This window comes from Catenulispora rubra (genome assembly GCF_015356825.1).
Lineage (GTDB): Bacteria > Actinomycetota > Actinomycetes > Streptomycetales > Catenulisporaceae > Catenulispora > Catenulispora rubra.
Genome location: NZ_JAACYW010000009.1, coordinates 23,378 through 48,321, shown reverse-complemented (window position 1 = coordinate 48,321; position 24,944 = coordinate 23,378). Strand labels below are relative to the sequence as shown.

At 69.6% G+C, this 24,944-nt stretch carries 19 protein-coding genes and 1 pseudogene; 5 read left to right on the top strand and 15 right to left on the bottom strand.

Going from position 1 to position 24,944, the window contains the following annotated elements:
* Positions 1-14 precede the first annotated feature (14 nt).
* From GWK61_RS05030 to GWK61_RS59290, 3 genes are all read right to left on the bottom strand, one after another.
* The gene (locus tag GWK61_RS05030; protein ID WP_194905441.1) at positions 15-1,043 is read right to left on the bottom strand and encodes a 3-oxoacyl-ACP synthase III family protein; all 1,029 of its coding nucleotides are present in this window, start codon (positions 1,041-1,043) and stop codon (positions 15-17) included.
* The gene (locus tag GWK61_RS05025) at positions 1,040-2,809 is read right to left on the bottom strand and encodes a CoA-transferase (RefSeq protein ID WP_323747411.1); all 1,770 of its coding nucleotides are present in this window, start codon (positions 2,807-2,809) and stop codon (positions 1,040-1,042) included. Before GWK61_RS05025 ends, GWK61_RS05030 begins: the two co-directional genes overlap by 4 nt.
* Positions 2,810-2,880: 71 nt before the next feature.
* Positions 2,881-4,173 (bottom strand): beta-ketoacyl-[acyl-carrier-protein] synthase family protein, encoded by a 1,293-nt coding sequence (locus GWK61_RS59290; RefSeq protein ID WP_323747410.1) that lies wholly within the window; start codon positions 4,171-4,173, stop codon positions 2,881-2,883.
* Between the two features lie 634 nt (positions 4,174-4,807).
* On the opposite strand from GWK61_RS59290, the gene wsfD reads away from it, so the two are divergent.
* A complete protein-coding gene (gene wsfD, locus GWK61_RS05015) occupies positions 4,808-6,352 on the top strand; it encodes a glycan biosynthesis hexose transferase WsfD (RefSeq protein WP_194905437.1) in 1,545 nt (514 codons plus the stop codon).
* A gap of 36 nt (positions 6,353-6,388) precedes the next feature.
* Here wsfD and GWK61_RS05010 read toward each other — a convergent pair whose 3' ends face one another.
* The gene (locus GWK61_RS05010) at positions 6,389-7,261 is read right to left on the bottom strand and encodes a sterol desaturase family protein (RefSeq protein ID WP_194905435.1); all 873 of its coding nucleotides are present in this window, start codon (positions 7,259-7,261) and stop codon (positions 6,389-6,391) included.
* A gap of 40 nt (positions 7,262-7,301) precedes the next feature.
* Here GWK61_RS05010 and GWK61_RS05005 point away from each other — a divergent pair, with 40 nt between their 5' ends.
* Positions 7,302-8,252: a helix-turn-helix transcriptional regulator gene (locus tag GWK61_RS05005; protein ID WP_194905433.1), complete on the top strand. Its 951-nt coding sequence runs from the start codon at positions 7,302-7,304 to the stop codon at positions 8,250-8,252.
* A 407-nt stretch (positions 8,253-8,659) separates the two neighbouring features.
* Here GWK61_RS05005 and GWK61_RS05000 read toward each other — a convergent pair whose 3' ends face one another.
* The 6 genes from GWK61_RS05000 to GWK61_RS04975 form a co-directional block, all read right to left on the bottom strand.
* Entirely contained in the window at positions 8,660-8,806 is a 147-nt protein-coding gene (locus GWK61_RS05000) for a hypothetical protein (protein ID WP_194905431.1), read from the bottom strand.
* Positions 8,807-8,855: 49 nt separating this feature from the next.
* Positions 8,856-11,510: a CBM35 domain-containing protein gene (locus GWK61_RS04995; RefSeq protein WP_194905427.1), complete on the bottom strand. Its 2,655-nt coding sequence runs from the start codon at positions 11,508-11,510 to the stop codon at positions 8,856-8,858.
* A 64-nt stretch (positions 11,511-11,574) separates the two neighbouring features.
* Positions 11,575-12,405 (bottom strand): carbohydrate ABC transporter permease, encoded by an 831-nt coding sequence (locus tag GWK61_RS04990; protein ID WP_194905424.1) that lies wholly within the window; start codon positions 12,403-12,405, stop codon positions 11,575-11,577.
* Positions 12,402-13,436, bottom strand: a complete 1,035-nt coding sequence (locus GWK61_RS04985; protein ID WP_194905422.1) for a carbohydrate ABC transporter permease — start codon at positions 13,434-13,436, stop codon at positions 12,402-12,404. The genes GWK61_RS04990 and GWK61_RS04985 overlap by 4 nt, the downstream gene beginning before the upstream one ends.
* A gap of 3 nt (positions 13,437-13,439) precedes the next feature.
* Positions 13,440-14,756, bottom strand: a complete 1,317-nt coding sequence (locus tag GWK61_RS04980) for an ABC transporter substrate-binding protein (protein ID WP_194905420.1) — start codon at positions 14,754-14,756, stop codon at positions 13,440-13,442.
* Between the two features lie 59 nt (positions 14,757-14,815).
* The gene (locus tag GWK61_RS04975; RefSeq protein WP_369125550.1) at positions 14,816-15,832 is read right to left on the bottom strand and encodes a LacI family DNA-binding transcriptional regulator; all 1,017 of its coding nucleotides are present in this window, start codon (positions 15,830-15,832) and stop codon (positions 14,816-14,818) included.
* 460 nt (positions 15,833-16,292) lie between these two features.
* Here GWK61_RS04975 and GWK61_RS04970 point away from each other — a divergent pair, with 460 nt between their 5' ends.
* Positions 16,293-18,296 carry a glycoside hydrolase family 36 protein gene (locus tag GWK61_RS04970; protein ID WP_499699561.1) on the top strand — a complete coding sequence of 668 codons (2,004 nt, stop codon included), beginning with the start codon at positions 16,293-16,295 and terminating at the stop codon, positions 18,294-18,296.
* Between the two features lie 34 nt (positions 18,297-18,330).
* Here GWK61_RS04970 and GWK61_RS04965 read toward each other — a convergent pair whose 3' ends face one another.
* Entirely contained in the window at positions 18,331-19,614 is a 1,284-nt protein-coding gene (locus GWK61_RS04965) for an alpha/beta hydrolase (RefSeq protein WP_194905415.1), read from the bottom strand.
* On the opposite strand from GWK61_RS04965, the gene GWK61_RS04960 reads away from it, so the two are divergent.
* Entirely contained in the window at positions 19,606-19,836 is a 231-nt protein-coding gene (locus GWK61_RS04960; RefSeq protein ID WP_194905413.1) for an ArsR/SmtB family transcription factor, read from the top strand. The genes GWK61_RS04965 and GWK61_RS04960 overlap by 9 nt on opposite strands.
* Positions 19,837-19,843: 7 nt before the next feature.
* Here the strand turns inward: GWK61_RS04960 and GWK61_RS04955 are convergent, their stop codons facing one another.
* The 3 genes and pseudogenes from GWK61_RS04955 to GWK61_RS04945 all read right to left on the bottom strand — a co-directional run bounded on the left by GWK61_RS04955 (position 19,844) and on the right by GWK61_RS04945 (position 23,740).
* Positions 19,844-21,751, bottom strand: a complete 1,908-nt coding sequence (locus GWK61_RS04955; RefSeq protein WP_228561757.1) for a Na+/H+ antiporter NhaA — start codon at positions 21,749-21,751, stop codon at positions 19,844-19,846.
* 112 nt (positions 21,752-21,863) lie between these two features.
* A pseudogene (locus GWK61_RS04950) lies at positions 21,864-22,010 on the bottom strand (NADP oxidoreductase); the annotation flags it as partial.
* Positions 22,011-22,198: 188 nt separating this feature from the next.
* Positions 22,199-23,740, bottom strand: a complete 1,542-nt coding sequence (locus tag GWK61_RS04945) for a hypothetical protein (RefSeq protein WP_194905411.1) — start codon at positions 23,738-23,740, stop codon at positions 22,199-22,201.
* Positions 23,741-24,164: 424 nt separating this feature from the next.
* Between GWK61_RS04945 and GWK61_RS04940 the strand changes: the two genes are divergently transcribed.
* Positions 24,165-24,311 (top strand): hypothetical protein, encoded by a 147-nt coding sequence (locus GWK61_RS04940; RefSeq protein ID WP_194905409.1) that lies wholly within the window; start codon positions 24,165-24,167, stop codon positions 24,309-24,311.
* A 27-nt stretch (positions 24,312-24,338) separates the two neighbouring features.
* Here GWK61_RS04940 and GWK61_RS04935 read toward each other — a convergent pair whose 3' ends face one another.
* A complete protein-coding gene (locus GWK61_RS04935; protein WP_194905407.1) occupies positions 24,339-24,938 on the bottom strand; it encodes a TetR family transcriptional regulator in 600 nt (199 codons plus the stop codon).
* Positions 24,939-24,944: the final 6 nt, after the last annotated feature.

The window sequence follows — 24,944 nt, the reverse complement described above, 5'->3', positions numbered from 1 at the left end:
CGGGGATCGGCCGCTCATCGGTACCGGAACAGCATGGCGCCGGAGTTGAATCCGCGGCCGATGCCGATCGAGAGCACGAGGTCGCCCGGCTTGACGGTGCCTGCGGCGATCTGTTCGGACAGACAACTGGGAATGCTGACGCTGGAGGTGTTCCCCCGGTGCTCGATGTTGACCAGCACCTGCTTCTCCGGCAGTTCCAGGTCCGCGCAGACCTGGCGGATCATGTTCAGGTTGCCCTGGTGCGGGATGAACCAGTCGATGTCGTCCTTGGTGAGGCCGTTGCGAGCCAGGACGGCGCGGGCGGCGTCGGCGAGCATCTTCGGCCCGACGTCGCCGACCTGCTTCCCCTTCATGATCATCTTGTCGTCGTCGTCGATGTCGAAGGCGTCGAAATAGCGTCCGTCGGAGTTGAAGACCGCGTCGAGCAGCCCCGAGCCGGTCCCCTCCTCGCCGCGCTGCCACACCGCCGCCGCTCCGCCGGCGCCGAACAGCACCGAGTAGCGGTAGTCGAAGTTCAGGATCGGCTTCGGGTTCTCCGCGCAGACCACCAGCGCGTTGCGCGCGCCGAGGGCTGCCATGAGGGAGCAGGCCACGACGCTGGAATAGAGGAACCCGGCGCAGGCGACGGCGCCGACGTCGAAGCAGACGGCGTTGTGCAGCCCGAGCTGCTTCTGCAGCGGCAGTGAGATGTCCATGTAGCGGTTGGTGGCCGAGGACGGGTTGACGCGCGGCCGGGTCGTGGACGTGGTGCCGATGACGAGGTCGATGTCCGGCGCCGTGAGCCCGGCGTCGGCCAGCGCCGCCTCGACCGCGCGTGCGCCCATCTCGACCGCGCGCTCGTCGTCCCGCTCCGGCCAGTGCCGGGAGCGGATCCCGGTGTGCTCGCGGATCCAGGCGTCGTCGATACCGAGGTGTTCCAACCCCTCGAAGTAGGCGTTGGTGACCGGTTCGCCGGGGAAGTAGTGGCCGATGCCGATCAGCCGGGACGGCGTCGCGGCGGCCAGGCGGCCGCGGTTCGCGGCCGGGACGGTCTGTGTGGTCATCGGTAGTGACCTTCCGGGTCGAGGCGGCGCAGCAGCGCCAGTTCGGCGGGCGTGATGTCGGGTTCGGGCCGCGCGTCGCCGGCCGGCTTCACCGTCCAGCGCGTGTGCCGGGCGATCAGCTCGTCCGGAGTGTCTGGACCGTCTGGACCCTCTGGACCTTCTGGACCTTCTGGACCAGCCGTGACGTCGGTCTTCGGTGTCGGCAGCCAGCTGCGCAGCTGGAACGGCTCGCCGGGGCCGGGCCGCTGGAATCGTCCGAACTGGCTGACGACCTCGCGCACCCGGTGCCCCGGACTGGTGACGTAGCAGACTCGCGGCACGTAGCGCCGGGGCGAGGCGGGCGCGACGACGAGGCAGTCCGCGGTCGAGGCGATGTCGTTGGCGCCGCCGGAACCGGTGACCCAGCGTCCGTCCGGAAGCAGGGTGGTGTTGAGGTTTCCCTCCTCGTCCACCTCCGCGGCGGCGAGGACGCCGAGGCAGCGCCGGTTGCCGGCCACCTGGGCCCCGAGTATCTCCAGGATGCTGCTGAGCTGTTCGGATCGCTGGGCGTGCGCCTGGCTGAACAGGAAGACGTCGCCGGGCTCGGGGTCCATGCCGAAGAAGCCGAGCTCTGCCGCGACCCGGACCGGACGGCCGCGCTCGCGGAGCAGGGCCGCGGCCAGCCAGGCGGCCATGTGGGAGGACCCGATGCCGGCCAGCAGCGTGTCGTAGCCGCCGGTCTCCACCTGCGCGATGATCGCTCGTGCCGCCAGCACGAGCAGGCGTTCCTGCTCGGTCGGCGGCTCGGTTACCGGCTCGGTCGCCTGTTTGGTCGTCGGCTTCGGCTGGCCGCCCGCGGTCTCGACATCCCGGTCGGCGCCGTCTCGCTCCGGTGCCGTGTGGTCGAGCGCCAGCGCTTCGATCCGCTCCCGCCCCAGGGCCTTGAGATAGCCGTCATGTCCACCCGGCTCGGTCACCCAGGTGCGGAACCATTCCTCGGCGGTATCGGCGTCCGCGCAGTCGCGGACGATCTCGGTCATGAAGTCGTAGTCGTCGCGGTATCCGGTCACGCCGCCCACGCCTTGGCTTCTGAGCGATTGCGGGTGCGCGCCGAGTTCTGCCTCGGCCAGGCCGATCACGCGTTGTCCCGGGATCACGACCCGGTCCGGATGTGCGTCGACGACCTCGTCGGGCACGATCCGCTCGACGGAGGCGAGCACGCCGCCGGTCGCCGCGTACGCGGCCCACGGTCCCTCGCCGAGCGGAGCGCAGAGCACGACGTTGCCCCGCCGGTCGGCGCAGACTCCGTGGACGAGGGTCAGATCCGGGCGCATCGGCCGCAGGAGGGTGACGTGCCCGCCGGGCACCGCCGGGTCGGGCACGGACCACAGGTCTGCTTCCTTGCCTCGGGTCAGGTCGCTTCCCGCCAGTGAGGCGGTGACCGCGTAGGGCGTACCCGTCGCTCCCGCCACCAGCCGCTGGGTGTAGCTGAGCAGCGACCAGGTCTGGGCGGTGAACGGCAGGCCGACGGCCAGGTCCCGGTAGATCCGGTTCGGGCGCGGCGACGGATAGGTGTCGCCGAAGAAGCAGGACTCCACGTGGCGTACGGCACCGGAGAGCGCGAGCGCGTGGGCGCTGGAGTGGACGGCGGTGGTGCTCACGGTGAGCCGGCCCGCTCCGCGCAGCACCCGTGCCACCGCGTATATCAGGGCATTGGGTCTGGACAGGGTCGCGGCGAAGTGCAGGTGCATGTCCGGCCGGACGAAGCGGCGCACCAGGTCGTCCACGTCGGCTGCGATATAGGGCGTGGCATGAGGCGTGGCATGGGGTGCGACATGTGGCGCGACATGGGGCGCGGTCATCGGGCGGCGCCCAGGGCCAGCACCGACGTCTGGCTGCCGAAGGCGAACGACATCGACACCGCGAGGTCGAGCTCTGCCTTCCGGGGGCCCTCGGCCACGTGGTCGTGGTCGCACTCGGGGTCGGGGTGGACGAGGTTCGCGGTCGGCGCGATCGTCCGGTGGTGCAGCATGAGGGATGTCGCGGCGGTGTTGATGATGCCGGCCATGCCGAAGGTGTGTCCGTAGATCGGCTTGTTGGAGCCGTGCGGCGGCAGCCGGTCCGCGCCGCGGTCCGGGTAGAGGGCGCGCAGCGCGCGGCTCTCGGCCAGGTCGTTGTAGCGGGTCGCGGTTCCGTGGCCGCAGACGTAGTCCACCTCGTCCGGCGTCCGGCCGGCGTCGGCGAGCACCTCACGGATGAGGCCCGCGGTCAGCTCGCCGGTCATGTCCATCGTCGTGGGATGGTCCGCCTCGTTGAGCGCGCGGTGCGAGAGGATGTTGGCGTAGATGCGGGCGCCCCGTACGCGTGCGGACGACTCGCGCTCAAGGCACAGCACCACGGACCCTTCCCCCAGTGCGAAGCCCTCGCGATCCTTGCTGTAGGGGCGCACGGCGCGGGCGGGCTCGTCCCGCTCGCCGGAGATCACCCCGTCGCCGAGCGCCAGATAACACCTGGCGACCTGCGCCAGAATGGGGAACTCGTGGCCGCCGACCAGCACCGCGTCGCTGGCGCCGGAGCGCAGTTCGTGCAGTGCGAGGCCGATCGCGTGGTGGCCGCCGACGCAGGCGTTGCTGATCGTGGTGACCAGGCCCTGGGCTCCCATCCGGATGGCGGCCATGCTGGCCGGGCTCCCGGGCAGGCCGCGGAACATGGCGCCGCTGTCGGCGTAGGGCGCATCGGGGCCCGCTTCCATGGCGGTGCTCCACCAGTCCAGCGGTCCCCGGGACGAGGACATAACGATGCTCAGCCGCCGCGGGTCGACAGCTCCCGGCAGGAGCGCCGCGTCCTGCCGCGCCTGCTCGGCGGCCGACATCGCGATCAGGATCTCGCGGGTGTACTTGGCCGCGTGCGAGGGCCTGAGCCCGGGCAGATACGGCCGGTGGTCGAAATCGTCGATCTGGGCGGCGGCGAACACCGGCAGTCGCTCCCGGTCCGGGTCGAACCGGGTCAGCTTGCCGATCTGCGACGTCCCGGTGGAGATGTTCTGCCAGAACGCGTCCTTGCCGCTTCCGCCCGGCAGCACCGCGCCGATGCCGGTCACCGCGATCGGCTCCCGGGCTCGAAATTCGTGGACAGATTCGGTCGATCTCACGTCGCCAACGTTAGAAGTTAATCAGGACTCGTACATGACCCGCCGAGTACCGTTTCGGTTGCCCGACAGGTACCCGCGGTACTGGACATCGCCAGGGCTGGCGGAGCCGTGACACTGCCGGACGGCCCGCCGAACGATCTGCCCCTCGGATGCAACCTTCCATCACGCTCCCTGCATTAGTGGACTAGCAGCGCGCATCGGCGCTGCGGTCGAGAGGACGTGGTGCACGGATGGGGGACGCGGGGCGCGACGCCGAGTTCACCGAATACGCCAGGGCGCGGGCGCATGCTGAAGCTCTATACCGGCTGGCACCGTGCCGCGCCTGGCGATCCTGTGGCGGCCGGGTCATTTCGGCGAAGGCAACCCCGGAACGTGGAGTGCGCTGCTCACCTTCTCCTCGACGACGCCTCAGTAACGCTGGAGGTCGCCCCGCACACTACGGATCCGAAGGTCGGCGCGGGAGTCTGCAAGATCTCGGCGGGGCTGGACGCCTGCGTGGAAGAGGCGGGCAAGCTCCCGGCCCTCGACCGAATCGGCGGCGTGAAGGGCCTGCTCTGGCGTGTGATCCGATCCGACCTGAGCCACGACTGCGACGGCAGAACAGAACTGCGAGCGCGAACGCGCAGGAGCACATATGGACGAGAGCGAAGGCCGCCGCTTGCGGGCGATGGCTGCCCTGAAGACGGCTTTGAGGGCCGTCTTGGACCCGATCGGGTTGGGAATCACCGCGGCGGTGCTGATGGCGGTACGACTACTGGTGCCGGTTCCGGTGGGGATGGCTGACAACAACGACGGATCCCGGCTGCTGTGTCCGCTCGGTGCGGATGCGGGGGCGGTGCACAGCAACGGGTTTCCGTATTGGCGGTACTTGGTGGAGAGGTATCCGTTCAGCGGGCCGGGGCGATCCTGCGACCCCTATCTGACGACGATGCGTCTTCCCGCGAAGCTTGCTGCGCTCGTGCATCAGCATGTCCTTGGACTCGACGGAGCTGTCGACCTGCGTGAGTTGGCTGTTGAGTACTGCGTCGTCGTCGGCTTCGTGGTCTGGGGTGCGGCGCGTGTGGTGCGTAGTCTGCGGCCGCTGCCACGAGCCGTGTTCCTGGCGGCGTTGTTCCTGGTCCTTGCCGAGGCGACCTTCGCCGACTACGCGAACTCGCCCTATACAGAGACCGCCGCTCTGTGGGGTTTGGCGGTGTTCGCGGTCGCCGGCGTCGCGGCGCTGACGCGAAACCGCTTTCAACGTGCGGCGTGTGTTGTCGCCGGGGCCGGTGCTGTGTTCGCCGTCGGGGCGAAGGTCGGGACGTTGACCCTGGTGGTCCCGCTCGGGGTCTTCTTCGCAGGGCGCGAACTGAACCATGGCCTGTGGAGCGGTGCCCGGCGCCGGACTCGCGTCGTGCCCGTGCTTATCGTCGCCTCGCTCGTCGGCATGGCGTTGGGTGAGGCCGGGGTGTTCGGCGGCGGACCGAATGACCGGGAGACGAACGTCCGTAACGAGCTCACCATGACCCTCATGCCGCTGTCGGGCGATCCCGGCGCGGTCGCCGCAGGGTTGGGCCTGCCACGGTCGATCGGAGCGTACAGCGGTACGAGCGCCTGGTCCCCGCACCCCATCCAGGACGATCCCGCGTTCGACCCCTCCCGCGTCACCTTCGCCCGCCTCGGCGGATACCTTGTCACCCACCCACGACTGGCGGCCCGCGTCATAGCCAGCGGATCAGGCCCCTACCTGCGCATGTTCCGCACCGGCTACTACATCGGCAACTACACGCAGGCCGACAGTTCGGGCAGGTCACTTCGAGTGGATCACCGTGTAGCGGTCGTCTCCTGGATCGCCAACCACTTCGCCTGGACCGGCTTCGGCGGCATCGTCGTGTACTGGCTCACCTGCCTCGGCGTCGCGTTCCTTCTTCGCCGCCGCAGCGAGAAGGGCTCACTCTGCCGGGCATTCGCCACCGTCTCGCTCACCCTGACCGCGTGCTCGGCGATCCAGTACCTGACCGCCGTCCTCGGCGAGGGCAACGAAGTCACGAAGCACCTCGTCGTCAGCCTCTTCTGCGCCACGCTGGCACCGCTGTGGCTGTTCGCCGCACACGTTGCGCGGCACTCGGTGACCGACCCGGAGGCAGGGGGCGAGCGTGACGTCGTGGTGGCGCGGCAGCCGTCGGCGGTGGGCACGTGAGCAGCTGGACGAGCAGACGGTCCGGCCGGCGAGCGCTCAGACGGCGGCGCGCCGCAGGGGCCACGCCAACGCGGCGTGGAAGCGGCGCGGGTCCGGGAAGGAGGCGGGGTCCTCCAGGCCGAATGCGTCCGGAACGCGGCGCGGCTCGTAGAGGAACGTGCCGAAGACGATGTCCCAGATCGCGACCACTGAGCTGTAGTTCCCCCGTTCCTGCGCCGCATGGTGATAGCGGTGCGTTTCGGTGCCGATGAGCACGTAGTTGAGCTTGCCGACCCGCAGGTCGCTGTTCACGTGGCTGACCGTCTGCTGCAGGCCGAGTACGGCGATCGCGATGAAGGCCGCGTCCGGCGAGATCCCCGTGGTCTTGAAGACGATCAGCGAGATCACGAAGCGGGACACCAGCAGATCGAACGGGTGGAATACCTGGTGCATGAGGACGTAGAGCTGGGACGGCGCGTGGTGCAGGCCGTGGACGCGCCAGAGCCGGGAGACCGTGTGGGCGGCGCGGTGGTAGCCGTACCAGAGCAGGTCCAGGGCGACCAGAGCGAACGCCGCTTGCGCGAGGATGGGGATCCGGGCCAGGGGGCCGAAGCCGTCCCGCGGCATGGTCGAAGCCGCGACCACGGACACCCCGGCGGTGGCCAGTTGCTCCACGACGACGGCGAGTCCGATGAAGGGCAGGTCGCGGCCGAGGAGGCTGGCCTTGGTCATGGACCAGCGGTCTTGAAGCGGGTTCACGCGCTCGACGCTGAACACGATGACGATGGTCACCGCGGTCAGCGCGCCGATCACGGCGTCGCGGTCCAGATTCCATCGCACCGCCGACCACAAGGCGGCGGCCGTGACGAACGCGAGCACGGGATAGGTACCGTAGGTGAGCAGCGGCCTCGTCGGCCTGTCGAGTTCCATGCCGCAATCCTCGATTCCGTGGAAGGGAGGACACCGCTCCGTGGACGCAGACCACTTGTCTTCACGCGCAGATCCCGTCGCCGGCCAGATCGCCCGGTTCGCCGCGATCCACGGTGCACCGGACTCGGCCCCGGATGCGACCTGGGAGGCGCTTCGCGCGGCCGGTGTGGATCGGCCCGGCCTGGCGTTCGCGGCGTGGGCCCAGGTCACCGTGCTCGGCGGGCTGGTCGGTCCGATCGCCGTCAACAGCCCGGACATCGGTTCGCTGCTCGAGGACCTGGAACGCTTCCATCCGCTGTTCGGCCGGGAACGGATCGTCCTGACCCGGCGGCCGCACGCTGTGTCTGTCTCCTTGCGCGCGCCCGACGGCCTGCCGGCGCACCCCGACACGGTCGAGGCCTGCTTCGCGCTGTTGTGCAGGATCATCCGCTCCGTGGCCGGCGACCGGGCCGGCCCGTCCCGGGTGGCGCTGCGCCGAGCTCGGCCGGACGACACCGGCGACTACGAGGCGGCCTTCGCTCGACAGGTCGCGTTCGGCCAGCCCGCCGATGCGTGCGTCTTCACGAGCGAATCGTTGCGCGTACCGGTTCCGGACGCCGACGCCGTGGTGCGCTCGATGCTTCGCCCCTACGCCGAACGCCGCATCACCCACCACCGAGTGCCTTGGACGACGGCCGTCACCGATCTGCTCCAGGACATGTCTCAGCCCGGCCTCGCGGCGACCGCCCGCGCCCTGGCTGTCAGCCCGCGCACCCTCCAGAGCAAGCTCATGCAGGAAGGCACATCGTTCGCCGCCATCGCCGACGACCTCCGGCGGGAACAGGCGCTGACGCTGCTGTCCCAACCAGACCTGGCGGTCACGGCGATCGCGGCCCGCCTCGGTTTTTCGACGCCGTCGGCACTGACGCGCGCTTTCCACCGGTGGACGGGCAAGGCGCCCTCAGAGTATCGGCGCGAAGCAGGGGTCTTCGATGCCACGGCCGACTTCTGAGCGCGCGCACCGAGTGGACCCCGTCCGCACCACAGGCGGGACGAAGGCGACCAACACTCAGACCGGCGGCGGCGCGCGGGGTTGGTCATCCCTCCGAGCAGAGGCCCTAGCAGAGGCCCGCCGGAGGCGCTGCCTTTGATCTTTGGCACCCACCAAACGCGGCCGGCAGCCGCCCACACAACGTGTGCGCAGTGACTCGGACCCATGCGTGGTCGTGTCCGCGAAAACCGGCGGCCGCCAGCGCAACCCGCGATGCACCACCGAACTGCGTCCCCCGCGAGGCCATCCAACCATGCGCGAAGCCGTAAAAAGCTTCTAAAACCCACAAACCAACCGCACCCACCCGCCGACCGGCCAGGAGGTCTGGCAGGTACTGCGATGACCCGATGACCCGATGACCCGACGGCTCAGTGCAACGCCACCGACGCCCCCGGCTGGAACGCCTCCTCGGACGGTTCATGGCGGCCCGCCGACAAGTCGTACCTGCTCTGCGCGACGGTGGTGAACGGCGGCACCGTGACGACGCCGTAGGTCCTCGCCGAGCGCAAAGGCAAGCCACGCCACGGCCGTCCCGGCGCGGGAATCGCACCGGGACGGCCCTCGTCACACGGCCCTGATCGTGCCGAGCCGGCTCAGCCCAGCCCAGCTCAGACTGAGCGGCGCAAGCGTGATCTGATCGATGTTGGGCGCGTAGGCGGTCGGATTGGCGAAGGTGACGGTGTTGGCTCCCGCGTTCAGCCGCACCGTGGTGTCGATGGTCCACCACTGGCTCCAGGCGTAGGTGTTGCGGAAGTAGAGCGTTGTCGCGGTGCCGCCCGAGGTGGTGATCTGTGCGGCGCGGTCGACGAGATTCTCGTTGTAGTTGTTGGAGCTGGCGCTCTCGTCGTTGGCGTAGGTGATGGCGAGGGCGTAGCTCCCGGCGTGGGGCGCTGTGACGTTGAACGTCAGGGTGTTGGCTGCGCCGTTGCCGATCCAGCCGACGTACTTCCCGCCGACAGCGTTGGCGTCGGTCTCGACCGCCGCCGCGCCGCCGAGCGTGTTGGCGCTGGACTCGGCCTGGTAGGTGCTGGCTGATGTGGCGTCGGCGGCATCGGGCGTGACGTCGAGCCGGTCGACGGCGGCTGTGGCCGCTCCGGCGGCGGTGTACGCGAGGTTGTTGATCCCGGCGTGCAGCCAGACCCGGTTGGCCGTCTGGTTCCAGGCGCCACCGCTGGTCGGCGTCGTGGAGATGCTCTCGATGGCGGTGCCGTCGACAGCAAGCTGGAAGCCGTTCGCCGTCGCCGGCGCGCCGGTCTGATACCGCAGCCCGAGCGTGTAATAGCCGTCTTGGTCGGCTTCAACAGTGAAGGTGGTGGTGGAGCCGGACGGCGCGGTGACGTATCCGGTTCCGGTGTAGCCGGCCTGGGCCGAGGCGACGCCCGCGCCGCCTGCCAGGTCGGCGCTCTCGGCCTCGTAGCGCGCGGCGGATCCGGTGACGCCGGGAACCGTCGAGGCGGCGGCGGTCAGGTCGATCCGGTCAAGGGTGACTTGGCCCGTCGTCGTGCCGATGGAGGGGTCTGAGACGCCGTAGGTGAGAGTGTGCGTGCCTGCGGTCAGCGTGACGTACTGATCCAGGTGGGACCGGAACGTCCAGTTGAGTGTGGCCGGGTAGTTCAGGAAGGACCAGGCCCCGCTGTCGACACGGAAGATCTGCTGGGCGACGGCCGCGGTCTGGTTGCCGTAGAAGGTGCTGAGCAGGTATCGCCCGCTGGTCGGCACCGTGACGGTGAACTGCACCCGGCTGTCGGACTTGTCGATCGCGCCGACATCCTTCCCGCCGGAGGTGGCGTAGCCGTACGGGTTGGACAACGAACCCTGGCTGTAGACCGTGGCGTCGGTGATCGCGGCGTTCTCCGCCTCGTAGCTGCCACTCCAAGCGGTGTCGCCGGCGACGGTCCCGGGTGCCGCGGTGGCCGGCGTGACGATCACCTGGTACGCGGCCATCGGGTCGGTGGTGGCAACAGGAATCGTGACGCTGCCGCCGGAGACCGCGAAGTCGCCTTCGGCGATGTCCTTGGGCGTGTAGGCGGCGCCGTCGTAGCCGGTCCACGTCGTCGACTGCACAGAGACATGCACTCTGCCGCCGAAGACGGACGCGGGGATGTTGCGCAGAACGAGGTTCGAGGCGGACGACGTCCCGCCGAGGATGACGCGGGCCTGCTTCTTCCCACCATCAAGGGTCGCAATGCCCTGAAGAGTGTCAACGGTGTTCGGGTGCGGCGGCGTGACCGCAACGGTGTCCCCGGTCATCTGTCCGTACCAGTCATAGAGCCACCAGGCGCCGTCGGGCTTCGCGGTCTGCACCGCGTTGTCGGCGAGGTTGTCGGCGATGTCCCAGAACGCTTGGTCGGCGTCGGCCTTGGCGTTCTCGAACATGGAGAGCCACTGCACCAGCTGGCCGGGCACCGACTGGTCGCGCCGGTCGGCGTATTCGTCGATGTTGACCGGCAGGGACAGGCCCAGGCCGGATTCGATGGAGTGAACGCTGGCCAGGTTGGCCGGAAAGCCGCCGTTGACCGAGGTCGGGGAGAGCTCGTGCCAGGTGAGGATGTTCGGGAGGACGTTGTTCGCCTTGGCGTAGGTGAGGAAGTCGGAGAAGAAGCCAGCGCTGTAAGAGGCGGTGTTCGGGCCGGCGATCGAGGCTCCGGGATCGTCGCTGTGGATGCGGTGGTAGATCGTGGTCCAGTCGGACTCGAAGGCCGCCAGACCGGCCGCGTAGCCCGAACTCGACGGATTCAGGTCGTACCAGTTGCCGTCCGGCTCGTTGAAGGGCACGTAGACGAAGTGGCTGTGGTAAGGACTGGCCTTGAGGGAGGCGGCCACGGTGTCCACGGTGGACGCGTAAGAGGAGATCCCGGGGTTGGCATATGGCCAGGTGGAGTAATAGTCCTGGACATAGACCAGGATCTGCGATCCTCCGGCGTTGATGAACTCGCCGGCGACCTTGTCGGCGTCGCCGCCGGGGTGCTGCGCGCCGCCCGGGGGCTTCTGGGCGAGGGTGCGTATGTGAAGCGGCTCCAACAGGGAGGCTCCGGCGACCCCGTCCTGGGCCAGGCCGTAGAGCGCCCCGGAGGCTCCGTGGTAGACGGCGCCGGTGTCGGAGCCGAGGTCCACGGTGATCTGCTGGGTCGCGGCGTGTGCGGTGACGGTGCCCGCGAACAGCCCGGCCGGCAAGGCGAGCGCTGCGGCGATCAAGGCGTTGAGCGGCTTGCGGAACATGGATGTCCCCTTCAAGACGAACAAGATGAGCAAGAAGAACAGCGGGAGCGGCGAGAGACCGGCGCTATTTCACGGCGCCGCTGGTGATCCCGGAGATGATGCGACGCTGGGCGATGACGAAGACCACGACCATCGGCAGCGACATCAAAGTGACGTACGCGAAGATCAGGTGCCAGTTGTTCAGGTAGAGCGCCGCGCTGGCGACCTGGTAGAGGTTCAGCGGCATGGTGGCGTCGGGTCCGCCGCCGAGGACGAAGAAGGCGTAGAAGACGTCCGACCAGGCGAACAGCATCACCATGATGGTCGCGGTGGCGATCACCGGCCGCAGCAACGGCAGGATGATCCGCCAGAACACCTTCCACGAGCTCGCGCCGTCGATCCGCGCCGCCTCCTCCAGCTCGTACGGCAGCGTGCGGATGAAGCCCGTCATGAAGAAGATCGCGGTGGACAAGTACATCCCGGTGTAGACCGCGATCATGCCGGGCCGGGTGTTGGCGATGCCCAGCTGGCGCAGCTCCATGACGATGGTGATGACGGCAGGCGGTAGCAGCAGGCCGCTGATGGACAGCGCATACGCCGCGCCGACCAGCTTCCCCGTGCGCCTGGCGAAGACCCAGGCCGCGCCGGCGCCCAGCAGCAGCACCAGGATGACGGAGGGGATGACCACCAGGATCGAGTTCAGGAACCCGCGCAGCATCTGGCCCTCGTCGAACGTGGTGCGGTAGTTCGAGCCCGGCTGCCAATGGCGCGGCAGCGCGAGGTTCGGCTTGATCGCCTCACCCTGGGGCTTGGCCGAGGTGACCAGGACCAGCCACGCCGGGATGCCGATGGTGATCAGGGCGAGCACCAGGACCGCGGCCGGACGCAGCAGCCGGCGGACAGAAGGCGGGATCACAGCAGGACCTTCTCTCGGCGACGCAGGACGACGATGACCGGGATGGCCAGCAGGACGACGATGAGGAACAGGATCAGGCTCATCGCAGAGGCCTGCGCGTACAGGCCCTGGCCGAAGACCCGGAACATGTAGATGTTGAACACCTGGGTGGAGTCGGCGGGCCCGCCCTTGGTGGTGGCCTGGACGATGTCGAAGGTGTTCATCGACCCGATCAGCGCGGTCGTCACGTTGAACGTCACCGCCGGGGCGAGCATCGGGAAGCGGACCGACCAGAACGTGCGCCAGCCGCAGGCCCCGTCCAGGGCCGCGGCCTCGGTGACGTCGGCCGGGATGGACTTGAGCCCGGCCAGATAGACCAGCATGGCCAGGCCCATCCACTTCCAGCCGTGGATGACGGTGAGCAGGACGAGCGTCCAGGTGGTCGAGCCCAGCCAGGCGATGTCCACGTGACCGCCGGTCAGGTCGGACAGGATCGCGTTGACGGCGCCGTCCTGGGACAGCAGCGCCTGGAAGATGTAGCCGACGGCGAGCGCCGACAGCAGCACCGGAAGGAAGAACACCGCTCGGAAGAAGCGGTTGAACCGGGTGTCCTTCTCCAGCAGCAGTGCCAGGACCAGTCCGAAGGCGTTCTGGAAGACGGCGACGCCGACCGCGTACTCGATGGTCGTGCGAAGGGCGGTCTGGAGCGAGCCGTCGTGGGCGATGGCTTGGAAGTTCGACAGCCCGGCGAAGGAGATCGAGCTGTGGAAGGCCGACCAGTTCGTGAACGGGTAGAAGAAGTTCAGGAGGTTCGGGAGCAGGAAGAAGACGGCGAAGACGCCGAGCGCGGGCAGCGCGAACCACCACGGGTGTTGGCGGGCGACGGCGCGTCGTGCGTCCGATCCGGGCGCCGGGCGGCGACCGAAACGGGGGGAGTCGGGGGAGCGGGGGGAGCGGTACGGACGGGAGACCTTCAGCTTCCTCCCGTCCGCCCGCGTCGCGCCCGCGCTTCCTGTACTCGCCTCTGCGAGGCCGGGAGCGTGCGCGGTCATGGATCAGAAGCCGCTCACGCCACGGGCCTTGAGGACCTGGACGAACTGGTCCTCACAGGCCTGCGCGACCTGCTGCGGGCTCTTGCTGCCGTAGATCATGTCGGCCAGCGCGAGGTGCATGTCCGGTGCCGTCAGTGCCTTGACCTGGAACACGCCGACCGCCTTGGGCAGCGCCGCGGCCTGGGCCAGCGCGGTCTGCGGCAGGCCGTCGGGGCTGGGTACGCCGGGTTCGACGGAGACGATCTTGTTCGCGGCGATGTAGTCCTTGTAGTCGGTGGTCAGCCAGAAGTCGATGAACTGGCGGGCTGCGGTCTCGCGCTTGGCGTCCCCGGTGTTGAAGGCCACCACGCCGTTGGTCTGGTCCGGGGAGTACTCGGCCTGGGCCGCCGAGTTCGCGATCGGGAACCAGCCGATGGTGCTGTCGATCTGCGCGGTGGTGTTGGAGGCCTGGATCTCGTTCTGCAGCGACGTCACGTTGACCGCCATCGCCGCGGTGCCCTTCATCAGGGCTTGGCCCTGGTCGACGAAGGTGCCGGTCTTGTAGGTGGGCTGCGCGAGTCCGCCGTCGAGGACCTGGCTCTTGTACTTGGTGATGGCCGCGACGATCTGCGGGTCGGTCCAGCTGGCCTTGTTGGCGTTCAGGTTCTGCCAGAAGGTGTCCGGCAGGTCGGTCATCTGCAACTGGACCTGCCATTGCAGCGGCCACTTGTCCCCGCCGACCTCGAAGAACGGCGCGACCCCGGAGTCCTTGGCCTTGATCTGCTTGGCGTCGGCCAGCAGCTCGTCGTAGCTGGTCGGCATGGTGGTGATGCCGGCTTGGGCGAAGGCCGCCTTGTTGTAGTAGACGCCCAGCACCGCCGGCGAGGTGACGACCGCGGCGTAGCGGTGGCCGCCGACCTGGCCGAGTCCCTGCTCGGTCGCGCCGAGCAGCTTCACCCACGGCTCGTCGTCCAGCGGCAACAGGTTCTGCGCGGGATTCACCATCGGCAGCGTGGACTGGGTCGGCTGCCAGAAGGCCAGATCCGGCTTCTCCCCGGAGGCCAGTTTGGTCGGCACGTTGGACTCGTACGGGTCCGGCACGACGACCGTGTTGACGGTCGCGCCGGTCGCCTTCTCGAAGGCGGTGATGACCTGCTTCGGCTCGTCGACGCTGTTCTGCGCGGTCAGAAGGGTCAGTGTCACGCCTTTGAGCGAGGCGGTAGGACTCACCGGCGCGGATCCCCCGGATGAGGTCGCCGGGCCGTTCGAAGGGTTGGAACACGCGGCCAGGGTGCACGCGACGGCACAGCCGACGGCCGCTATAAGCGTCTTGTTCGTCATAGGAGGGCTGCTTTCGGTGGTGGGACGGGAGGAAGAGCGGAACGGCTCGGAGGGAGGGATCAGGAACCGAGCGCTTGTGGGCGGGGGGTGTCGGCGCTCTCGCGCACGATGAGCCGCGGCGGGGTCACCTGTGGGTGGCCGTGCGCATCAGAGGCCGGGGTACCGGCGAGCACGCTCTGCAGCAGGGTGAAGCAGGAACGGCCCAGGTCGACGAAGTCCAGCTCGACCGTGGTGAGGGCGGGGATGTAGAAGGCGGACTGCGGCGCGTCGTCGAAACCGACCACGCTCACGCTGTCGGGGACCGGGCGGCCGGAGGTGTGCATCGCGCGCAGCACACCCAGTGCCAGGTCGTCGTTGCCGCACAGCACCGCCGTGACCTCCGGGTCCTTGGCCAGCCGCAGACCGGCCTCGTAGCCGGCCCGCGCGTCCCAGCCCGCCCCGACCGGCATGGGAACCGGGGCGCCGGCGGACTCCAGGGCCGAACGCCAGCCGGCCGTGCGCCGGCTCGCGTTGGTGGTGGAGGGCAGTGCGACGTAGTGCACTGTCTGGTGGCCGAGGCCCAGCAGGTACCGGGTCGCCTCGGCGGCGGCTTCCGCGTCGTCGATCCAGACCCGCGGCGGCACGCTGTCGACGGAGGACTCTGGCGCCTCCACCGCGGCGGCGCAGGGATGGCCGGCGGGCACGGCGTCCAGCGCGCGGACTCCGGCCTGGTCGTAGGCGATGACGATCAGGGCGGTGCTGTTCTCCACCGCCCGCGCCACCGCCGCTTGCACGCGCTCGTGGCGCTCGGACTCCAGCACACTGATACCGACCGAGAAGTCCGCGGCGCGCGCGGCCTCCTCGATTCCCTGCACCGTGGCGGCGTAGCCGTACAGGGTGGTGTTCGAGGTGATGACGGTCAACGACCGGGTGTCGCCGAACGCCAAAGCCCTGGCCGCCACGTTCGGGCGGAAGCCCAGGACGCGGATCGCCTCCTGAACACGCATTCGTGTCGCTTCCTTCACGGACGCGCTGTCGTTGATCACCCGGGAAACCGTCTGATGCGAGACGCCGGCGGTCTTGGCGACATCGCGGATGCTGACGGACCTGCCCTTGCCGCCAGGACCTGGACCAGGGCTCGTACCAGGACCCTGACCAGGACTCAGACCAGGACTCGGCCCGGGGCGGGGGCTCGGCCCGGAGGCGCCGTCACTTGTGTTACCGGTCACACGCATGCCAGGATTGTTACCGGTCACATTTTGGATGTCAAGGCTTGGCAAACCGGCGTTCACAAAACGGTTTCCGAGCCGCGCTAGGACGTTGACAAGGAGTCGCACCGTGCCCAAAGGGTCCACTGCGCCGGCATGCTCGCAGGTCGAGGGCATCGTCTGGGGCCGACCGTCAGTCGCGTTGCACTTTCGGGTGCGTGGCGACGGGTCGGTGGGTTTGGTCGGGTTCGGGCAGGAGCCGGACGATCGACAGGATGGCGGTCCCGGGCTGCCTCTCGTGGAGCTACGGCTGGCTGGATCGGGCAGTAACTGGTCCGGCGAGCGCAGTGTGGAGACCGCTGCCGGAGCCAGGCTGGTCTACCGCGGGCACGAGGCCGGGCGGGATGAAGACTGGGACCACCTGCGTATCGACCTCACGGATCCGGTGACCGGTCTGGCGGTCGAGGCTCACTATGCGGCGATACCCGGCGTGCCCGTTGTTCGTTCGTGGACCAGGCTGGTCAACGAGGGCGCGTCGGAAGTGATCGTCGAGGCTGTCAGCAGCCTGGTTCTGCCCGGCCTCGGCGGTCCTGGCGTCTCAGGCGGCTCAGGTGGCTCCGGTGATGAGCCGGATCGCGATCGTCTCGACGGGTTCGATCTGCACTGGGCGGCCAGCGACTGGCTGGCCGAAGGCCGCTGGCACAGCCGGCGACTCCGCTCCGAGCTTCCCGACCTGAGCCGCGCCGCTCACCAGCACGGTCCCCGTGGCTGTTTCTCTCGATCCAGCCAGGGAACTTGGTCCACCGGCCGGTACCTGCCCGTCGGAGCACTGAGTCGGCAGGCCGGCGAGCAGGCCGTGGCCTGGCAGATCGAGAGCAGCGGCGGCTGGCGCTGGGAGGTCGGCGAGCACGACGACGGCGCCTACCTCGCCCTGCTCGGGCCCACCGACCGTGACCACCAGTGGCGCTGCACCCTGCGTCCCGGCGAGGAGTTCACGACGGTCACCGCAGCCGTCGCCCTGGGGGTCGGCGACTCCGGGCAGGACGGATTCACCGCTGCGATCGGCGCCCTGACCGCCTACCGCCGCGCGATACGCCGCCCGCACGCCGATCACGAAACCCTTCCCGTGATCTTCAACGACTACATGAACACCCTGATGGGCGACCCGACCACCGCGCGCCTGCTGCCGCTCGTCGACGCCGCGGCGCGAGTCGGCGCCGAGTACTTCGTCATCGACGCCGGCTGGTACGACGACGACGCCGAAGGCTGGTGGGACAGCGTGGGGGAGTGGCGCGAGTCCACAGCCCGCTTCCCCGGCGGCCTCGCAGAAGTCTGCGACGCGATCCGCGCCGCCGGGATGGCCCCCGGGCTGTGGCTGGAACCCGAGGTCGTGGGCGTCCGCAGCCCCGTCGCGGAACAGCTGCCCACGCAGGCGTTCTTCCAGCGCGACGGCGTCGCCGTCGTCGAACACGGCCGACTCCACCTGGACCTGCGGCACCCGGCGGCGCGCGCTCATCTGGACGGCGTCGTCGACCGGCTGGTCGCCGACTACGGCGTCGGATACTTCAAGCTCGACTACAACATCAACCCGGGGCCCGGCACGGGTTTTGGCATCGGTACAGATTTTGGCCCCGGTACAGATCTCGGCGCCGCGGGCAGCCCCGGTGCGGGGCTCCTGGACCACCAGCGCGCCTACACCTCCTGGCTCGCCGCGGTCCTCGACCGCCACCCGGGTCTGACGCTCGAGAACTGCGCGTCCGGTGCGATGCGCGCCGACTATGCCCTGCTCGCCGTGGCCCAGCTCCAATCCACCAGCGACCAGCAGGATCCCCTGCGGTACCCGCCGATCGCGGCCGCCGCTCCGGCGGCGATAGCCCCCGAGCAGGCCGCCGTCTGGGCCTATCCACAACCTGACTTCAGCGATGACGAGATCGGGTTCACCGTGGCCTGCGCGTTGCTCGGGCGGATCCATCTGTCCGGGCATCTGGACCGGATGACCCCGCACCAACTGGAGTTGGTCGCCGAGGGACTGCGCGTCCACAAGGAACTCCGTCATGACATCGCAGCCGGAACGCCGTTCTGGCCCTTGGGTCTGCCAGGCTGGGACGACGACTGGCTCTGCCTCGGCCTACGTGCCCGCGACACGACCTACGTCCTGGTCTGGCGGCGCGGGGGACCGTCGGATGTGAACCTGCCGGTTTCCCACCTGGCCGGCCAGTCCGTGACACCGCAGGTGCGCTATCCGACTCAGCGGCCTGTCAGCCTCGACTGGGACGTCGCCAAGGGCATCTTGCGCGTCGACACGGCGGGCGGATCGGCTGCCGCCTTCTTGATCGCGATCACAACCCGCTGAGCGATGAACCGCACCAGGATGCGCATCGCCGTGATCAGCAGACCGTCCCGCTTACTGGCGGCGTCCCGTTGATCAGGTCCTTGTCGACAGCATCTGTCACACAGGCGTTGGAGCGTCCGTAGGCGGTGTGACCGTGTCCCTGGAAGGTGAGCAGCACGCCATGCGCGAAGGTTCGCGCAGCGTGGACGCCCCACTGGTACGGCGTCGCCGGGTCGCCGGTCGTCGACACCACCACGATCGGCGGTGCGGTGGGTGCGGTCAGCGCGGCGGGCGCCAGTGTCGGCGGGTTCCAGGCGGTGCAGGGCAGGGCCTGTTCGGCGCGGCTCGCGCCGATGTGCGGGCCTGCCGCCTCTGCCGCCGCACGCAGGGCCGACCAGCCCGGCGCGCTCGTCGGCCAGGGACGGTCGGAGCACCACAGCGCCGTGCCGTCGACCGCGGTGCCGTCGTGGGTGCCGTCGGGGTTGCGTCCGGTCCACGCGTCCGCCATCGCCAGCAGCCCGGTGCCGTCGCCGGCGGCCGCCTGCGCCAGCGCGGCGTTCGCCAGTCCCCAGGTGACCTCAGGGGCCAGACCCAGGAAGGTGAACGCCGAGGCCAGTTCCCCGGGGCCGACCGTGCGCGTGCTGCCCGGCACCGGCAGCGGGCTGGTGCGGACCCGGGTGGTGAGGGCGTCGATCAGGGCGCTCATCCCCGCCGGATCCGGGGCCGGGCAGGCTACGCCGCCGCTCGCGGTGCACGCGGATTCGTAGTACCTGAGCTCGCCCTCGAACTCGGCGGCCTCACCGACCAGGATCTGCTCACCGCTGAGTGAGGGATCGAACATGCCGTCGAGCACGATGGATCGGAGGTGGGTGGGGAACAGCTCGGCATACCAGGCACCTTGGAAGGTGCCGTAGGAGAACCCGAGGTAGCTGATCTTCTGCTCGCCGATCGCGGAGCGGAGCAGGTTGGTGTCGAACGCCGTCTGGAGCGTCCCGCCGTCCGACGTCAGGCCGGCCGCTGACGCGCTGCGACACGCGGTGGCATACGAAGCCCCGGCCCGTATCAGCGCGCTCACGTCCGACGACGCCGGATCAAGGTGGTTGTAGGCGTCCAGGGCCGAGTCGTCGAGGCAGTGCAGTGCCGGGTCGGACGCCGCGGAACCCCGCCGGTCCCACGACACGATGTCGAAGCGGGCCCGCAACGCGGGCGAGAACGGCGACGGCTGCTGCTGCACGAACCCGACCCCGGAAGCCGCCGGCCCGCCCGGGTCGACGAACAACGTGCCGACGCGGTGCGCCGGGTCGGTGGTTGGGGACTTGATGACCGGCAGGTGCAGCACCGGGCCGGTCGGATCGGCGTAGTTCTGCGGGCGGTCGGCGCCGGCTGCACCACCGGCGCGCTGGCCGCCCGGCTGGCGGTCAGCGCGCCGACGGCATCGGTGCAGGCGACCGCGTTGCGCGAGGCCGGGTTGCTGGCCAGCGCCCGGGACGGTCGCGAGGTCGTGCACATGGTCACGGCGCTAGGCGCGGGGTTGCTTCTGGCGAACCCCGCGCCCGGCTAGCTCCAGCTCAATCCGGCTTTTTCGACGCCCCCACGATCCGCGCCCGCGCATAGGCGGCCTTGACCGCGGTCTCGAGTGTCTCGATGTCGTACGCGCCGTGGTGGCGCCTGCCGTTGATGAAGAACGACGGCGTGCCGGACACGCCGCTCAGGTCGGCGGAGTCGACGTCCTCGGCGACGCGGGTGGCGTGGACGTGGTTGCGCAGGTCGTCGGTGAAGCGTGCCAGGTCCAGGTTCAGTCCGGTCGCGTAGCGGCGCAGGTCGACCGGGGTCAGGGCGTCCTGGTGCGCCATCAGCAGGTCGTGCATCGGCCAGAAGGCGTCCTGGCGGGCCGCGGCTTCGGAGGCCTCTGCGGCGAGGCGGGCGCGCGGGTGGACGTCGTCGAGCGGGAGGTGGCGCCAGACGTAGCGGACGTCGCCGAACTCTGCCAGCAGGGCCCGCACCACCGGCTCGGCCTGGCCGCAGTAGGGGCATTCGAAGTCCCCGTATTCGACGATCGTGACCAGGGCCCGGGCCTGGCCGCGCACGTGGTCGCGGTGCGGGTCGACGGGGACCGCCAGGTCGATGATCGACTCGGTGGTGCCCAGCAGCGCCCGCTGGCGGGCCGGCTTGGGCAGGAGTGCCGTGATCCGGAAGACGGCCCAGGCCAGCGCAGAGGACGCCAGCGCCGCGGTGAGCACGCCGAGCTTGGCCTGCTCCAGCTGCACGCCGTGGAAGGCCAGGGTGGCGATCAGCAGCGACACGGTGAACCCGATGCCCGCGGCCGCCCCGGCGCCGGCGGCCCCGGCCCAGCCCACCGGCAGCCGGACCCGGCCGCGGCTGGCCCGGGTGAGCAGCCAGGCGGAGCCCAGCGTGCCGGCCGGCTTGCCGACCACGTACGCGATCAGGATGCCCAGGGTGATCGGAGAGGTGTAGGCGTCGGCCAGGAAGCTCGCGTCGATCGGGATACCGGTGTTGGCCAGCGCGAACAGCGGCACGATCGCGTAGCTGGTCCAGGGGTGGTACCAGCTCTGCAGCCGCTCGTTCGGCGAGATCGCGGCCGACACCCCCAGCCGCGCGCTCTGCGCCAGCTCGGCCGTCGGCTGCTCGCGGAAGCTCCGGAACAGCTCGCTGGCCTGCTGCAGATCGTCGCGGGCGGCGGGATAGGCGAACGTCAGCAACCCCATGACCAGCCCGACGGCCACCGGGTCCACGCCGGACTTGAAGAAGGCGACCCAGGCCGCGAGGCCGATCACGAAGTACGGCGGCCCGTAGCGCACGCCGCGCTGCCGCAGCACCAGGACCAGGCCGAGCAGCGCCAGCCCGACCAGCAGCGCCACCAGCTCGACCCGGCTGCTGTAGACGAAGGCGATCACCAGGATGCCGACGACGTCGTCCACGACCGACACGGTCAGGAGATAGGTGCGCACCCGCAGCGGCAGACCCCTCCCGACCAGCGCCAGCGCGCCCAACGCGAACGCGGTGTCGGTGCTCATCGCCGCGCCCCAGCCGTGCCACGACGGGTGCCCGGCGTTGATCGCCAGGTAGACGACGACCGGCACCACGGCCCCGCCGACCCCGGCGGCCAGCGGCAGCGCGAGCTGGCTGCGCCGGCGCAGCTCGCCCATGTCGAACTCCCGGCGCGCCTCCAACCCCACGACCAGGAAGAAGAACGTCATCAGGCCGGAGTTGACCCAGCCGCGCAGGTCCTGGTCCACGCCGTAGCGCCCGACCGTGACCGCGGCCCGGGTCGCCCACACGCTGTCGTACCCGGCCGGGGCGATGTTCGCCCAGGCCAGCGCCACGACCGCGGCGGCCAGCAGCAGCGCGGCGCTACCGGTCTCGGTGCGCAGGAACTGCCGCCGTGGGGTGCTCCGGTCGTCGGCCGAGGTCATCGCGGCTTCCGGGGCCGGCGGGGAGGAGCGCAAGATCGCCATACCGGCGATTGTGCCGAATCAGAGGCACCGCGCGCTCGGGGAGGGAGGCGAGGGATATGCGAATTCTTCGATTTCCGTGGTTCTCAGCGCTGCGGTGCCGGCATTCGCGGCGTCATTGTGCGCCGCCGACGCACGGGACGGCGGAGTTCGGATCGGTCCCCGAGAACGCCAGCCCGATGACGAAACCCGCGACCTCCTCCAGCTGCCGGACCCGGTCCAGCGTCCCGAACACGGCCGGGACCGCGCCGACGTCGCGCACGGCGCCGAGCTCCTCGAAGCCCAGGAGAAGCCGCGCGGGCGGTATCGACTCGCCGGTGACCGCCGGCCAGGGCCGCGCTGTCCACCAGGGATTCCGCGACCCACCGCCTGAGGCGCGCGCGACGGGCTCCGCCGAAGTCGGCGGAGCCCGTCAGCTGAACCTCCAGTTGGTGAGGCGGGGGGAGCCGGTTACATCAGCGGCTTCGTCCCCGCTCTGATCCCGCCGAACAGTGTGCACGGGTTGTTCGGCAGGACCTGCCGGAAGTCGTTGTACAACGTCACCGGTCCGGTCGGCCGGGGGTAGGTCAGGCCGAGGAGCGGGCCGAACTCGGTTGTCGACGAGCCGCCGAATGTCCTGGTGGTGCCGGGGATGGAGGCTCCGCCCTCCTGCCACACGCAGGCTGGTCCGATGTTCCTGGTTGTGAACATCGGGTAGAAGTTCGCCCCCGGCGGCGGGTTGACGCAGTTCGCGCCGGTGGTGCGGTTGCACGGGTTGGCCAGGGTGCCGTTGTCCTCGATGCGCGGCAGGTCGGTCTCGAACGCCGCGCGGTCGAAGGGTTGGAAGCCGTGGATGACGGGGCTGCTGAAGATGATCGGTTCCGGTGTCGGCGTCGTCCCGCCGCTACCCGGCCACGTCTTCTGGTACGGGACGCCGTCGTAGTCGTCGTCCGTGGGGTTTCCGCCGCCGCAGCCGCCGATCTTGACGAGTGAGGAGTCGCCGGGGTTGAAGCAGAAGTTGTCGTCCGCGTCGAGTGGTTCGGTGCCGGCCGACTGGGTGCAGTTCTGCGTGGTGGGGTCCGCCGCGGCGCAGTATTCGAAGTGGCCGGTCTCGTCGGAGAACGCCGTGTTGTAGGAGTGCGCCGTCCACGGGACCCGCGTGTTCTCGCTGGATGTCGAGTACATCGGGTGGTAGGCGGACGGGATCGTCGTGCAGGTCGTCGCCGTCGGCTGGAAGGCCACCTGGGCGAAGCCGTTCTGCTTCGAGGCGGTCATCGATCCGTGGCTGCCGTTGCTCAGGTCGTTGACGTCGACGCGGAAGCCCGACGGCGTGTCGAACATGTGGACGGCGAGGGAGTCGCCGGAGCTCATGAAGTAGTCACGCGCCGCGTCGAGGTTGAACCGGTTGCCGTTGGTGGGGTCGGCCGGCGTCGTGGATTTCCCGTCCTTCGTGAGGAACGCGAAGTTGACGTACTCGACGCCTGCGCTGTTGAGGCACGCCGCGTTGTTCGTGGCTCCGGTGTTGTAGTTCTGCGAGAGGCTGTCGATGTTCAGCGCCGCGCACCACTTCGTGGGGTCGCAGCCGTTGCCGGCGGGCTGCAGGACCCAGCCCGGCGGGTAGAACTGCATCTCCATGAAGCCCGCGCCGGGGTGCTTGCCGATGTATCTCGGCGAGCTCGGATCCGTGCTGGTATAGATGTTGGTGTCGCTGTCCGGCCGGCACGGGGCGTTGGCCCCGGGCGCGGGCGCCGACTGGTCGTCGCACATCGCCATGCCGAACCAGAACGCCGGGTGCAGTTGGAAGTTCCACGTCGAGCCGGAGCCGTCCTGAACCGGCTGCGCCGCCGGGTCTTTGGGCAGCCGGAGCAGGTAGGTGTTGTCGTTCCCGGCTCCTGGCGTGTTGCTGTAGAACAGGGTGGCCGGCTCGTCGTGTCCGACGTAGTGGCCATCGCCGAACACGTTCTCGCTGTCGTCGACCTCTGTGCACAGGAAACGGCTCGATGCGCAGCTCATCGTCGTCTTCGCCGCACTCGCGGGCGATACCGCGCCCGCAGCGCCGGCCCGCGACCCCGCCGAGGCGACCGGTACGGCGAGGGCCAAGATGGCCGCCAGGCAAGCGATCCCCCCACCGACCCGCCACCTGCGTCTGACTCTCTTCACGTGCCCTCCGATCAACTCGCGGCGCGCCGTTGCGCCGGTGCCCCGACGTCGCCGTCGATCCAGGACTCTGACGACCACCGGCGCAGGGTTCTGCGTCAGTGGTCCATGTGGGAAAGTAGACGCCCTGTCACGACGTGTCGATGGGGGGTGTCACGGGCGTGACGGCCGCAGAGGTCGGCGAACTGGTCAACGTGGCTGAGGCCTACCTGCCGGTCGCCGAAGGGGCGCTGATCACGAAGCCGGTCTCCAGAAGGTGGCGCGGCGCCTGGAGGCCTGCATGCGGCGCCACAATGTCTGGGCTCGAACGGTGGAGGGACGCGACTACGACGGGTTCGCCACCGCGCTCCTGCTGGATTTCGGTGACCAACACATCGACGTGGTCGACTTCGGTCACGTGCCCGACTCGGATCCGCGCGGTTGGTGATGCCCGCGTCAGCGCTTCAGTCTCCTGTCAATCGGTCTGCTGCTCTTCCGATTCCGAGTGCCCAACGTTGCTCTCGATCAGAGCCCTACGCGCGGCCTCCAGCAGTTCCTCGGATACGGGGTTGCCCCGGGTGGCGCGCGCGAGGGTGAGGGCGCCGACCAGGGTGCACAGTTGGGCCAGGCCGTCGTCGTCGCCGGTGGCCAGGCGGGCGGCGCGGTTCCGCACGCCTTTGACGTAGACGTCCTGGGCGCGGGCGGCCTGGTCGGGATCGCGCCCGAGGTCGGCGGCGAATCCGGAGACGGGGCAGGCGTCCGCGGCGTGGTCGCGGTGCCAGACCGAGAGGTAGTTCTCGATCATCGCCTGGCGGGCGGCCTCGTGACCGGCGGCGTGTTCGTCGGCCGCGGCCGGCCCGTGCGCCGCCGGCTCGCTGAAGGCGTGGGCGATGGCCTCGTCGACCAGGTCGTCCTTGGAACCGAACTGCTTGTAGAACCCGCCGTGGGTGAGCCCGGCGGCCTTCATCAGGTCGGCGAGGCTGACCGCGAGGCCCTGCTCACGGAACATCCGGGAAGCGGTGGCGACGACACGCTGCCGGTTCTCCTGTGCTTGGGCCTGGGACACGCGGCTCACGGGACC

Bases quoted from the DNA above. Each gene is read 5' to 3' on its own strand.
- GWK61_RS04940 (WP_194905409.1), top strand. From the start codon at position 24,165: ATGCGGCGCCACAATGTCTGGGCTCGAACGGTGGAGGGACGCGACTAC.
- GWK61_RS04980 (WP_194905420.1), bottom strand. From the start codon at position 14,756: ATGACGAACAAGACGCTTATAGCGGCCGTCGGCTGTGCCGTCGCGTGC.
- wsfD (WP_194905437.1), top strand. From the start codon at position 4,808: ATGGACGAGAGCGAAGGCCGCCGCTTGCGGGCGATGGCTGCCCTGAAG.
- GWK61_RS05030 (WP_194905441.1), bottom strand. From the start codon at position 1,043: ATGACCACACAGACCGTCCCGGCCGCGAACCGCGGCCGCCTGGCCGCC.
- GWK61_RS05010 (WP_194905435.1), bottom strand. From the start codon at position 7,261: ATGGAACTCGACAGGCCGACGAGGCCGCTGCTCACCTACGGTACCTAT.
- GWK61_RS04955 (WP_228561757.1), bottom strand. From the start codon at position 21,751: ATGGCGATCTTGCGCTCCTCCCCGCCGGCCCCGGAAGCCGCGATGACC.
- GWK61_RS04995 (WP_194905427.1), bottom strand. From the start codon at position 11,510: ATGTTCCGCAAGCCGCTCAACGCCTTGATCGCCGCAGCGCTCGCCTTG.
- GWK61_RS04985 (WP_194905422.1), bottom strand. From the start codon at position 13,436: ATGACCGCGCACGCTCCCGGCCTCGCAGAGGCGAGTACAGGAAGCGCG.
- GWK61_RS04945 (WP_194905411.1), bottom strand. From the start codon at position 23,740: ATGAGCTGCGCATCGAGCCGTTTCCTGTGCACAGAGGTCGACGACAGC.